This window comes from Spiroplasma endosymbiont of Stenodema calcarata, from assembly GCF_964031205.1.
Classification (GTDB): Bacteria; Bacillota_I; Bacilli_A; order Mycoplasmatales; family Mycoplasmataceae; genus Spiroplasma.
Genome location: NZ_OZ035018.1, coordinates 771591 through 784798 on the forward strand (window position 1 = coordinate 771591; position 13208 = coordinate 784798).

General features: G+C 24.7%; 17 protein-coding genes. All 17 read right to left on the reverse strand.

The annotated features are described in order from the left end of the window. Nucleotides 1-51 precede the first annotated feature (51 nt). Nucleotides 52-1452 (reverse strand): spiroplasma phage ORF1-like family protein, encoded by a 1401-nt coding sequence (locus tag ACQH24_RS04190; protein ID WP_425379387.1) that lies wholly within the window; start codon nucleotides 1450-1452, stop codon nucleotides 52-54. Nucleotides 1453-1465: 13 nt separating this feature from the next. Continuing rightward, on the reverse strand, nucleotides 1466-1702 hold the full coding sequence (locus tag ACQH24_RS04195; RefSeq protein ID WP_425379388.1) for a hypothetical protein: 237 nt from the start codon (nucleotides 1700-1702) through the stop codon (nucleotides 1466-1468). After that, complete coding sequence (locus tag ACQH24_RS04200; RefSeq protein ID WP_425379389.1) at nucleotides 1702-1995, reverse strand: hypothetical protein; 294 nt, start codon at nucleotides 1993-1995, stop codon at nucleotides 1702-1704. Before ACQH24_RS04200 ends, ACQH24_RS04195 begins: the two co-directional genes overlap by 1 nt. Then, nucleotides 1988-2923, reverse strand: a complete 936-nt coding sequence (locus tag ACQH24_RS04205) for a hypothetical protein (RefSeq protein ID WP_425379390.1) — start codon at nucleotides 2921-2923, stop codon at nucleotides 1988-1990. Before ACQH24_RS04205 ends, ACQH24_RS04200 begins: the two co-directional genes overlap by 8 nt. 77 nt (nucleotides 2924-3000) lie before the next feature. Next, the gene (locus tag ACQH24_RS04210) at nucleotides 3001-3210 is read right to left on the reverse strand and encodes a DUF2649 family protein (protein ID WP_425379391.1); all 210 of its coding nucleotides are present in this window, start codon (nucleotides 3208-3210) and stop codon (nucleotides 3001-3003) included. 220 nt (nucleotides 3211-3430) lie between these two features. Beyond that, nucleotides 3431-3640 carry a hypothetical protein gene (locus ACQH24_RS04215; protein WP_425379392.1) on the reverse strand — a complete coding sequence of 70 codons (210 nt, stop codon included), beginning with the start codon at nucleotides 3638-3640 and terminating at the stop codon, nucleotides 3431-3433. Nucleotides 3641-3921: 281 nt separating this feature from the next. Continuing rightward, complete coding sequence (locus tag ACQH24_RS04220; RefSeq protein ID WP_425379393.1) at nucleotides 3922-4077, reverse strand: hypothetical protein; 156 nt, start codon at nucleotides 4075-4077, stop codon at nucleotides 3922-3924. Nucleotides 4078-4090: 13 nt separating this feature from the next. Further along, on the reverse strand, nucleotides 4091-4273 hold the full coding sequence (locus ACQH24_RS04225) for a hypothetical protein (protein WP_425379394.1): 183 nt from the start codon (nucleotides 4271-4273) through the stop codon (nucleotides 4091-4093). Then, entirely contained in the window at nucleotides 4273-4473 is a 201-nt protein-coding gene (locus ACQH24_RS04230) for a hypothetical protein (RefSeq protein WP_425379395.1), read from the reverse strand. Before ACQH24_RS04230 ends, ACQH24_RS04225 begins: the two co-directional genes overlap by 1 nt. Then, nucleotides 4466-4690: a hypothetical protein gene (locus tag ACQH24_RS04235; RefSeq protein WP_425379396.1), complete on the reverse strand. Its 225-nt coding sequence runs from the start codon at nucleotides 4688-4690 to the stop codon at nucleotides 4466-4468. The genes ACQH24_RS04230 and ACQH24_RS04235 overlap by 8 nt, the downstream gene beginning before the upstream one ends. Beyond that, complete coding sequence (locus tag ACQH24_RS04240) at nucleotides 4690-4917, reverse strand: hypothetical protein (protein ID WP_425379397.1); 228 nt, start codon at nucleotides 4915-4917, stop codon at nucleotides 4690-4692. The genes ACQH24_RS04235 and ACQH24_RS04240 overlap by 1 nt, the downstream gene beginning before the upstream one ends. Before the next feature lie 219 nt (nucleotides 4918-5136). Further along, on the reverse strand, nucleotides 5137-5484 hold the full coding sequence (locus ACQH24_RS04245) for a hypothetical protein (protein ID WP_425379398.1): 348 nt from the start codon (nucleotides 5482-5484) through the stop codon (nucleotides 5137-5139). Between the two features lie 479 nt (nucleotides 5485-5963). Further along, on the reverse strand, nucleotides 5964-6896 hold the full coding sequence (locus tag ACQH24_RS04250; RefSeq protein WP_425379399.1) for a rolling circle replication-associated protein: 933 nt from the start codon (nucleotides 6894-6896) through the stop codon (nucleotides 5964-5966). A gap of 345 nt (nucleotides 6897-7241) precedes the next feature. Then, a complete protein-coding gene (locus tag ACQH24_RS04255; protein WP_425379400.1) occupies nucleotides 7242-8021 on the reverse strand; it encodes a hypothetical protein in 780 nt (259 codons plus the stop codon). Continuing rightward, nucleotides 7969-8769, reverse strand: coding sequence for an ATP-binding cassette domain-containing protein (locus ACQH24_RS04260; RefSeq protein ID WP_425379401.1), 801 nt, complete (start codon nucleotides 8767-8769; stop codon nucleotides 7969-7971). Before ACQH24_RS04260 ends, ACQH24_RS04255 begins: the two co-directional genes overlap by 53 nt. Before the next feature lie 84 nt (nucleotides 8770-8853). Further along, nucleotides 8854-12285, reverse strand: coding sequence for a DNA topoisomerase IV subunit A (gene parC / locus ACQH24_RS04265; protein WP_425379402.1), 3432 nt, complete (start codon nucleotides 12283-12285; stop codon nucleotides 8854-8856). Nucleotides 12286-12287: 2 nt separating this feature from the next. After that, on the reverse strand, nucleotides 12288-13205 hold the full coding sequence (locus ACQH24_RS04270; RefSeq protein ID WP_425379403.1) for a hypothetical protein: 918 nt from the start codon (nucleotides 13203-13205) through the stop codon (nucleotides 12288-12290). Nucleotides 13206-13208: the final 3 nt, after the last annotated feature.

Here is a 13208-nt window from a genome sequence, read left to right on the forward strand (position 1 = left end):
CGTGGATAAACCACCACACCACCTTACTTGTTTTAATAACAATATTATATACTAAAAATATCGTAATAAACCATTAACCATTGCTAACACCAAAATAGAACTTAACATAATCTTAAATGTAATATCAAAAGCAAACAAATTACCAATATTATTAAATAAATCTGTTACATTACCAAATACATGTACTATACCACTAACAAAATTATAAACATCTTTCATACCAGGCAAATTGTTAACTAATCAAATACCTGCATTCTCAACGTGACAAGCAACATTATACCAACTACAATTTTTATAAGGTATATTCCAAATATCACCACCATTAATCTCATTGTTTCAATCATTAGAATTATAAAGACTAAAATTAAAACCATTAATTGAAATAGAACTACTTGCAATATTAGTAGTATTAAAAGTAATTAAATTAAAACCTTGATACTTTGAGTTATCTGTCATATCTAAAAACTTTATTGATTGAGTATACAAATCATTATTAGAAGGTAATATGTCAGTTTGATATTGTCAATTTGAAAAAAAAGAATAATAATTTTGGTTAACATTTATATTATAAGCATTATACAAATTAATTCTTGGGTTTAAATAAGTTTCTAATGAATCAGGAAATCGTAAAATATTAAAAAGCATTGATTTTGGATATAATAAAAAACCATTTTTTACAAAAAAAACAAAACCAGTATTAGAGCCAGAAGAATTAAAATAAATAAATTCTTTAAAATTAGAAATATCAAATATAACTCTCAAAACATTAGAATAAAAATAATCTAAAAGTTGAAAAAAACTTTGTAAAGAAAAAGTATCCTGCTTAATATCATTAATAAAATATTGAGAATTAAAGCTTTTAATAATATCATTATTAATTAAATTTTTATAATTAGAGTTAAAAATTAAATAATTCAAATCAAAATGTCTATAACTTTGATTAGCAACAATAGGAAAAAATAAATATGGAATTATATCAATATTAAAAAGAAAATCATATTTTATATCATTTTTATAAACAGAAATTTTTAAAAATCGCCCAGTATTATCACTATCTAAAATTAATTTTCCTTGTCAACTCTTAGAAGCATCCTGTGAATTTCAAGTAATTTCATAGCTCCTATAATTAATTTTAAGATCATTAAATCAATAATTACTATCGTTTTTGTCAACACTTTCACCTTTTCATTTTCCCAAATCAATACCAAAACTAAATGCATAATTACTAGGATCTAAACCTTGCATAAAATAATCTTGTCGTAACATCAAAGAAGATTGAAAATCATATTCATTTGCTTTTGCATAAGTCAAATCGCTAAAACTATCATTATTTTTTAATTCTAACTTATAAACATTACTAAAATAATTTGTAGTTATAGTACAACAAAAAAGAAATAATCAACCAAAAATTAAATAGAAAACAAAAAATATATCTAATAATCGTTTTTTCATTATTTTAACCTCCCTAAACAATAAAAATAATTCTAATACCCATAATAATAATTCCAAACGCCATATATAACTGAAAAATTGGGTGTGTTGCAATAATAAATAACTGTGCCACTAATTTATAAAAATCATTAGCAGATTGTAAATAATTTTTAACAGTAGTAAAACCTAAATCTGTTGCCATAACAATATTAGCAATAAAACCAAAACCAACAGTTAAACCAATAACAAAGAAAAATATTAACTTTACCATTATTTATCATTATCCTTACTACTACTTTTAGAATTATTGCTAATATTTTTAACTCCATTAGATATTTTTTTACTTGCTTGTAAAGAAGAACGAGAAACTGAACTCAAACCACGAGAACTATTAACTAATAAAAAAATTAAATTTATAACACCACCAATTACTCATAAAACAAACAAAGGAATATCAGTAGCAGGCAATTTTAATGCCCACATTCAATCCATAATTTTCATAAAAATATCAACTATGGTATTAATAGCACCATTCCATACATCATTAGCAAATAAATTAATCATTATCTAATTCCCCCAAATTTTTTAATAAATGTTCCATACCCATTTCTCGTAATTCATTAATCGTAATATCTTTTTTAACAATACTAGGTCAATTTTGTTTAATATAACTTAGTACTTTATCATTTTTTAAATCACGCACAAATTTTAAATATTTACTATCATATTGCATTGCAATAGATAAAGGAATTGTTATCTTAACAAAATTAATACCAAGATCTTTATTTGATTTTTTACGAACTCTTTTACCGTTCGCTGTTCGTTTAACCGTTTCAGTTTTTCATACTAAATAATCATCTAAATCATCAAAAAAACCTATTTTCATTTTAAAATAAGGAAAAAATATACTAGGTTTAATACATTGCATAGGAACAATAATCATATTAGTAATTTCCCTATATTCAATTCAATTTTGGTTAATTCTCTGACCAGCAAAAATAATATTATTATCAAACTGTCTACATAATAAAAAATAAGGAATTAAACCACTAAATTTTTTATTATTCTCATCAGGTCTAGCACCGTTCATATACAAAAAAATTTCATCGAATAAAACCAAACTATCATTTGGAGGTATCTTATAATTTTTATTTTTAAAATCTAAATGATTTAAACCTAAAACTCCTATTTTTTCATCATTAATAAAATAATTAGAATAAACATTATCAAATTTAGCAATTTGAGATAAATAAGTCATTAATAAAGTTTTACCGGTCCCCAAAGCACCATTAATAATTGAAATTGGACTACCTTTAACAATTTTAACTAATTTTCTTGTCTGAAAAAGATTACTAAAAAAAGACCAAAAAAAGATAATATCAAAAATTACTAAAAAAATAAAAAGGATAATATCAATAACTGATGTAGAACTAAAATATATAAACTGTAAATTAAAACAAACAATAAAAAAATAAAATAAAATATTTGCCATAAATCAATTTACAAATCAATAAGAAAGTTTAATATTTTTTTGTCTTCTAAATAAATTAAAATAAATTTTAAACATATCTACACCACTAATCTAATCGTTTTATATAAAATAAATATTGATAATCAAATTAAGAAAAAAACCACTAATCAAACACCTATCATAATCACTGAATAAGTAATATCATCAATAGAATTACCAACAAAATTATTAATTTCAGTTTTAGGAATAAAATAAAAAATCTGCAAAAGTCCTTGATATACTCGTTGCAAAAAAATATTTCATTCCATTATTTTATCCACCTAAAAATAAAACTTAAAATTAAAAACAACATACCAAAAACCAGTATCAAAAATACAACAAATATAACAACATCTAAAATAATAGGATGATTAACACCAAACATTATATTCATAAATTGATAATATAAATCTCATACACTTTGCATTTTCTTACATTCCTTTCATAAATGTTAATTACTAAAATTAAGGTTAGAATTTATCACAAATATTAGTATCCGTGAATTAATTTTCTGATTGTTTCAATTCCCAAAACCACAAACATTAAAACTAATGGAATAATTAATAACATATGTGATCCTAAAAAACTAATAAATCAGTTTGTAAAAGCAATCGCCCAATCAGCAAGAATACCAGCAAAATCTGCTATCTGCTTAATAACACTTGCGTCAGGGTTATCTGCCAATAAATTTACATTCATATAAAACTCACTCCTTAAATACTAATAACTCATAATAAAACCTTGGCAATTTCTAACCTTAATTTTAGTAATTAACATTAAAAACTAAAATCAATTTTTATACTTGCCAAGGTATTTGATTAATATTAACTTATTTATCTCAATTCTTTCATAATTTCTTTTTTCAATTTTTTTGATTTAATTTTTGAAATTTTTGAAATTTATTTTCTTGTTTCATTTTTTTTATTTCTTTTTTACAAAGAATACATATTTTTTTAGAATATTCATTCCAAAAATAACATTTAAATAAAACCTCTTTTTTTTTCTTTCAAATAATCTTTTTGTAATATTTTCAATGTTTCTAAAAAATAATCTTTTGAATGATAAATTGAAATACTTTGTTCTTGTTCTAATTCTTCAATTAAATCATTTAAATTTTGAATAAAAATATAAATCAACTCCTTTTAAATTTTATTCAACAGATTTATCTGCTTTTTTAATTTTTCGTTTTCCCCATTCTTTAAATTCTACTTTTTTAGAACAATGGGGACAAATTAAATATTTATTTTTAAACTTAAATACTACATTTATTATTAAAAATACAAAAAACATAAACATTAATAATGTTAAAAAAATTGTTACAAATACAGTCATTAATTATCACACTCCTTATTTTTTAATTCTTTAATTTCTAACTTTAATTTTTCGTTTTCAAGTTGCAATTTTTCAAGTTCTAATATTGCTTTTTTAATTTCTTTTTTATTAAAAATAGAAAAAATAACATAAACATATAATAAAACAACTAATGAAATTACAACAATAATTGAAAATACATTATCACTCAAATTAATCACTCTCACTTTCAATTTTTAAAAATTTATCTTTTAATTTTTCATTTAAAATTAAAAACTCTTTTTCTGTAAGAATTTGTAAATTAATATTTTCTTTTTTTAATAAATGTTTTAATGCTTTTCTTAACATAAATAATGGTATTTTAGTAGGTAAACATTGATTGATAATATTAACTAAATATTCTAATCGTTGTTTATACAACTTAGTTTGTTTTTTCATTATTCATCTTCCTTACTAGGTAAATTGTCATATTTTAAATTGTCTATTAAACTAATTTTTGTTATTATTTTACCGCTATGATAAGGTAATACATATTGTTCTACATTAAAATCTTCTTTAAATAATTGATTTTTTTCTAACTCAACAAATAACTCTTCTAATTCATCTAATAAAATGTTGTATTCTTTTGATTTTAATTCTTTTAAAATTTCTTTAATTCTTTTCATTATTTAATCTAGAATAATATTGATTAATTAAAATTTGATTATTATTAACACAATATCAGCAATAATTAGAACCTTGTTTCCAAATAGTATCAAGTTTGCAAACAATACATTTTTTATCCATTGTTAGCACCCTTAAATTGAAAACAATTTCAGCAAATAGTAGCCCCGTTTTGTCAAATAGTGTCATTAATACAAACCATACATAACTGTTGTTTCATATTAATTATTACTTTCTGATATTGCTGAATTATTAGAATATTTATTAATAAAATCTTGCTCGCTATTATTTTGAATATATGGTTCAACAATTCCAATTTTTCCATATCAATTAATACCGACATAAAATCAAGTACCAAAAGAACACATAGATTTTATTTGGTTATAATTTTCGTCATCTTGTTTAAATCATTTATCCATTGGCAATAAATTTGAACTTTCATATTCGCCATTCTCGTTTTTTTCTATTGGTTGAAATTTTAAGACATCATAATTGTCTTCTTTACCTGTTTTGATATTTTTAATAATTCTATTTTTGTTAACCTTTGTTAACATTACTAAATATTTCATATTTGAAATCTCCTTTTAAAAAACTATATAGTTTCTTAAAAGATTTCTTAAAAAATTGAAACTTAAATATAAAAAATGATTAATTATATTTTTGGCAATATCAATAATAGTATTTAAAATAACAATATTTTTAATACAATACGATACTTACAGAGATAACGATATTTTTACTAAAATTAAGTGTTTTTTATTTGAATAAATTTATAAATAAAATATAAAAAACATTTAATTATATCTAAGTTCCTGCGTATGAAACCTTTTAAGATTTGAAACTCAAACACAATCAAATGTTTAAGTTAATTTAATAATACAATAAAAATTAAAATTGTCAAATTTTCAGCACAAAAAATAAAAATATTGTAAAATATCCATCCCCAACTTGTTTTTTTTTTTTTTTTTGTTTTAATTAATTTGTGGTAATTATATGCGTATGTGATTACCACATTTTTTAATGAGTTTTTTACTCATTTTTTTTATTTTTAACACCTTAAATTTTTAAATTTACTTTTGTAATTTTCAATCATTTTATTATTTTGATGTCTTCATATTTTACTTTCGTGTGAAATATATTTTTTATATTCTTTAAACTTATCTAAACCATAATAACTATCACAACTAAAACCAACACGAATCCCTTGTTTATTACCAAAACTAAAATAATTTAGTGTTTCATCAGATGACATAATTAAATCTAAGGTATCTAATTCAACAACACCAACTTTTACTTTGGGGTTTTTACAATTACGACTAAATTGATATGCTTTAATGTTTAAATCATAATGATTTTGTGACTTATCATTATTAGCGGTTTTAACAATATATTTAGCAAGATATTTAACAACATCTTCGTTTGTTCCACTACGAACTTTAATATTTTTATTAATACCGTGTTTTCAGTATTGTTGTACAACACTGTTAGGTATTTTTTGGTTTAATATGATGTGAAAATGGACTGCTCCGCGTTTTTGATACTCGTAAGTATACATATATTTTAAAATTCCTTTATGATGTTTTGCTCTTTTTGGGTTATTTCATCAACGATTAATATTTTGAAAGAATTTCATTAAATCATATTTGCATTTTTTAACATCTTTTTCATTAACAGCATAAGTTAAAGTCAGAAAACTTAAATTTTTAGAATTTGAAAAATTATGATAGGCTTTGCGAATACAATTTCCTTGGGTACGAATACGATTATTTAATAACTTTTTATCATTTTTACCGGTATTCTTAACCCCCGTTTTATTACGAGGAATATTATTAATTAATTCTAATGGTAAGACAATATTTTTAACATAATTACCATAAAAGACTTTTTTAAGATAATATTCTTTTTTAGCATAATTTAATTTATTCATAAATATATTATGACTATTATTTTTTAAATTATCGTAAATAAAAACATTATTCATTTTTATAAACTCCTTCCAAATAAAAAAACACTAAATTACATTTAAAAGTTCCTGCGTATGAAACTATAAATAGTTTGAAACTTTCAATATAATTAAGTGTTTATATTTGAAAGTTATTTTTATTGTAATACATAAATTCTAATTTTACAATTAAATTTATTACATTTTTTTAAATTCAAAATGTCGGAAATCACTGCTCAAAAACCCTTATTTTATGGGAGTCTTTTTTTTAAACCCTTATATTTATTGGGTTTTTTCAATGTTGAGTTATGATAGTTAATCAAGTATATCATAGCAAAATAATTTCTTTTTGCCAATTACTTTTGCATTCTTTTTTACAATATTTTAATTATCTCATCGAAAAATCCGCATAATTAACCACAGGGTGACACTTGTTAACAAAATTAAACCAATAATAATTCCGATACTAATACTTAACCCCGTTACTGACAGGATGCCATGCTGATAATTATGGCCAAATAAAGCGGGAATAAATGCCGCCGCAACAAACGATCCCCCAACAAACAAAAGACTAAAAAGGCATGTTATTAAAGATTGCATTGTACGCGAATTAATTAAAATAACAGCAATTAACATTAAACCAATAGCAAAAGCAGTAACAAAAATTGATATAAAAAAGGCAAGAAAAACAATAAAATTATAAACAATGGCAAAATCAATCTTTAATATCGCCGTAATGATAAAACTACCAATTAATACTCATAAATCAGCAATTAATACTAATGTAAAACAATATGTATAAACAATAAGAATAAATCCTAACGGTTTAATTCCTAATAAACCAATCCGTTTATAGACAACAGACATTTTTAAATCAATTAAAAATCCCATCATCATATACATTGCAACACTAGCTCCGGTAGCAATAAACGTAATTCCAATTGATAACGGCATTATTTCGGGTCCCCGACGATTAGCAAAAATAGCTTGACAAAGAATTCCAATTGGAATAATAATAACAGCAAAGATTAAGACTAATTTTTGACGGCGTAAATAATTTAGGAAAAAACTATATAAGGAAAATAAATTAATTTTTTCACTAACTAAGCAACTATTTTTTGTTTTTATCGATGTATTTTGCTCAGTTTTTTGCTCATTTATCATTTTCCATTGCTCCTGTTCTATAATCTTGATTATACGCCCCAATTTGATATTCTTTAAACTGGTCTTTAACATATTTTTCAACACTACCATATTCGGTAATAATTTCGTGAACTTTTAATACTTTTGTAATTTCGCCAGAAACCATAAATATTAATGTCTCACAAAATTGTTGAATTTCTTCCATATTATGTGAAATTAATAATAATGCTTTATCTTGATTTTCTAAAAAAGTTGCTAATATTTCATATATTTTATCCTTAATTTCTAAATCTAAACCCGTTGCTAATTCATCAAGAATAATTAAATCTGGATCGACAACTAAGGCTAATAAAATATTAATTTTTTGTTGTTGGCCACCAGATAATTTTGTAATATCTTTATTCATTATTTTATCAATTTGTAAATCCAATAAGATTTGATAAATTTGATTTGGAGAAATAAATAAATTATAAGCTTTTAAATATAAATTTAAAATATCATAACCAGTAATTCCTTTGGGATATTTTGACTCCTGCAATTGCATTCCAATCCGAATTCCAAATTTCTTTTCATTAATTCCATTTGAAACACGACGAAGTTGAGCTAAAATTTCACATAATGTTGTTTTTCCAGTCCCATTTGGGCCAACAATTCCAATTCGATCGCCCTTTTTTACTGTTAAATTAACATTTTTTAAAACATGTTGATTACGATAAAATTTGTTAATATTAACACCTTTAACTAAAAATTCTTCTGTTAAATTAGCCATTACTGAACGCTCCTATTTCTTTTTATCAGATTATTAAAATTATATAATAAAAATCAATTAAAATTTAACTGATTTTTATTTATTTTATTTTTTAGATTTATCAAGGATATCATTCATTGTTAACTTTAATTCTTTTGTTTCTTCAATTTCCAAATCCTTTTTAAACTTTGTTTTGTTCCCAACTTTTTTATGCGGGGCTTTAAAAGTAACTTTCTTTATTTTTTGTTCCTGGTTAGGTTTTTTTACATCTTTTAAACCAAGGATAATTTTTCCAGGCGGTGCTTTTTCAATTGCTTTTAAGAGAGCAGTTCGTGGACTATCTTTTTCCTGTGAAGGTTGAGATTCTAAAGATTCGGTTGTTACTTTAGGCACAGCTTGTTTTGCTGCTTCTTTTTTCTTTTTCTCATTAAGTAAAACTTCAACAGTAGTAACACCTTTAGTAATATTTGGTTTTGGTTCTTGTTTTATTATTACAACTGGTTCATTTTTTAATTTGTCCTTTTGTTGTTGCTCTTGCGCTTGTTGTAAATCTGCTTGTACTTTTGCTAACTCTTTTTTCTCAATAAGAATATCAACAGTTGTTTTAATCTTACCAAAAGTTTTTACAGCAAAGGGCGTTGATGATCCTTGTTCATAAATTAGCAAAGGTTTATTTGGTTCACCAGTAACTGGTGCTTTTTTTACTTCTTTAGTTTTTTTAGATTGTTTCTTATTATTCTTTTGTTTTTTAACCCTTTGTTGTAGTTTTTTAATTTCTAATTGAACTGGTGGTTCAAGTGGTAGCATTTCTGGTTCAAAAGAATCAGGTTTTACTGTTGCGTTTGATTCTGATATTGACACTAATTCTTCTTTTCTTTCAGCAAGATTTGATGCTGAAAAAAGACTTGGCTTCACAATGAGGTGACTTTCATCATCGTTATTACTATCACTTGAGCTTTTTTCTTTATTTTGATTTTTTTGTTCAGAAGCTGTTTTATTAACAAATGAATTAACTGTTGGCATCACATTATTAATCGTTTTAACATTATGTTGCTGATGTTTCTGTTCTTGTTGAAACTGATGTTTTTTTTGAATTTTAGCCTGATGATTGTTCCCCATTTTTTTAGAATGTATCATTTTTAAATTACAATATTGGGGAATAACAATATCAACAATATTTTCAAAACCTAAGGGATCTGTTCCGCGTTCCAAATTATGAACTCTTAATTTAGCCGTATTAAATAACACTATTTCATCTTGCTGATTTAGCATATGCAAGGTTTCATTTCCTTTTGTAATAAAAATTCATTGTACTAATTCATTTGTTTGCTTATGTGCTTTAAACATCCTTGTTCCTTTAACTGGACGACTGGATAACGGTAATTCTTTGATGACAATTTTTTTACCAGTATTAAGATTTGTAACTAAAACAAGACTTTCTTCTTTGCAATAACCAGCCCCAACGACAACATCATCACGTAAATTAATTGCTTTAACTCCTGCTGTTCGTAATCCTAATGCTGGGACTTCTTTTGCTCGGTATTTAACAATAAATCCATTAGCGGTGGCAACAATAAGATATGAATGCTTATCAACTAACTGCGTAGCAATAACTTCATCATCCCCTTTTAAATTAATTGCTTTAAGGGCTTTACTAATGCGGGTTGCTTCAAAATCCTTTACAGCTGTCTTTTTAATCATTCCTTTTTTTGTTGCTAACATAATATATTGTTCTGGTTTATCAAAATCATTTAGTAAAAAGGCACTAATAATTTTTTCTTCTCCTGGTAATTCAGAAATCGTATTAACATGTTCACCAATGTCTTTTAGGCGGACTGATTTAATTTTATAAACAGGAATAATAACATAATTTCCTTTTGAAGTAATTAATAAGATCTTATCAAAAGTATTGGCTTGAAAATCAGCAATCCATAAATCACCTGGTTTGCGTTTAAATTCTTCTGTTGCTAATCTTGCTAATTGGTTATTTTCTAATGCTTTTAAATAACCATCTCGAGAAATTCAAAGATTTAATTCTTTTTCAATAATTATTTCTGTCTTTTCAATTTCAATTGTTTCAATTTCATCTTTAATAACACTACGGCGTGGACTGTGAAATCGCTTGCGAATTAATTCCAATTGGTGAATAATAACATGATTTAACTTATTAATATCCCCTAAAATTGCTTTTAAATTATCAATTTTGGCAATTAATTCTTTTTGTTCTGTTTGTAATTGTAAAATATCTGTCGAAGTTAAACGATATAATCGTAATTGAACAATTGCTTCCGCTTGTACTTTTGTAAAATCAAATTTAGCTACTAAATTTTTAATTGCATCACTTCGATCTTTTGAATGACGAATTGTAGCAATAACTTCATCTAAAATACTAATTGTTTTAATTAAACCAGCGACAATCTCTAAGCGTTTTTCCGCTCGCGCTAATTCAAATTGTGAACGATTAGTAACAACTTCTTGCTGATGCTCAATATAATAAGTTAAAATTTCTTTTAATCCTAATTGGAGCGGTTGTTTTTTAGCAATCCCAACAATGTTAAAATTATATGAAACTTGTAAATTAGTATTTTTTAATAAGAACTTCCGAACTGTTTCAAAATTAGCTTGTTTTCCTAATTCAATAACAATTCGTAATCCCTCACGGTCAGTTTCATCCCGGACTTCTTTAATATTTAAGCCTGGCTCATTGTATTTAATATCATCAATTTTTTTAACTAAATCTTGTTTAACAACTTCATATGGAATTTCAGTAATAACTAAGGTATTATTTTCATTTTTAATTTTACTGCGGATAATAATTTTACCTTTACCGGTTTCATATGCTTCTAAAATTCCATTCTTTCCTTGAATAATTCCACCTGTTGGAAAATCTGGTCCTTTAATATATTTTATTAATTCCGTAACTTTACTTTTTGGTTTTTTAATAAAATGAATTGTTGCATCAATAATTTCATATAAATTATGGGGCGGAATATTTGTTGCATACCCCGCAGCAATCCCGGTTGAACCATTAACTAATAAATTTGGAAATAAAGCCGGCAAAACAACTGGTTCTTGCTCAGAGTCATCAAAATTAGGGGCAAAAGCAACAGTTTTTTTATCTAGATCTTGTAATAAAAATGATGAAATTTCACTTAAACGAGTTTCAGTATAACGCATTGCGGCAGCAGGATCACCATCAATTGAACCATTATTCCCATGCATATCAATTAATGGATAACGAACTTTCCAATCCTGTGATAATCGCACCATTGCATCATAAACAGAAGTATCGCCATGCGGATGATACTTTCCAATTACTTCCCCAACAATTCGGGCTGATTTCTTATAACTAGTATCAAAAGTTAACCGTAATTCACTCATTGCAAATAGAATTCGACGTTGAACAGGTTTTAAACCATCCCGAACATCAGGTAATGCCCGGTCCTGAATAATATATTTTGCATAACGACCAAACCGTTCAGCCATGATATCATTTAAGGTATAAATTAATTCATTTGTTTTTTCGCTATTACTCATTTTTATATTCCTTTCTCTAAATTAAATTTCATCATTTCTTGATTAATTATAAATTTTGGATAATCAATTTGATAAAACAATTTCTGTCCTAGTGGTGTTTGAATTCAGCAATCTGTTTTCTTATTAAAAATAAATAATTGTTGCTGATGAGTTAACAATAATAATGTTCGAAAATATTCTAAAGTTCGTTCATTAAGTTTAGTAATTAATTGAATTAAATTTAATAATTGTTCCAATATTTTTTGCTCGGTTTTGATGGTCAAATTAACTTGATAATAAATAGTAGCATTTGTTTTAATTAAAAATTGTCCTGTGTTTGTTAATCAATTAATTTCAAGGTGATAGGAAACACATCCTTCAATTAACAATAATTTATAAGTTATTAATTGCATTGCAGCTAAACTTTTCTTAATTTCTTCAATCAAATTTACTTGATTGCAAGATTTCAAATCATTAGAATTCTTAAAGTTATTAATTTTTCGGAATGAAATTAGAATTGTTAAAATATTATAATTACAATAATTTAATTCCGTTTCGATTGTGTTATCTTTAAAAAAGTTAATCCCAATTTTGGTTAAGCGATAAATATTACTACTTGTTTCTAACTGATAAAGTGGTTTTGCTTGTTGTGTTAATTTCCTTCAGAAAGCTACTTTTGCTGCTGTTTGTTGTTGGGCCAAAAGAAGACTTTCATAATACCAAATTAAATCCTCTTGTTTAGTTAATGCGATATCAATTGTAGCAATAACATGGTAAGCACTATCTTCACTATCCTCAATTGTCAATAATTCTAAGGTAATAATTTCGGATTTTTCTGTAACTTTAATAATCCATAACTGAAAATTTTGATATTGACTAAGTTTAACATTAGTTTGATTTAATTCCGCAATTATTGTTTTAATGTTCGATAGTAACATCATAAC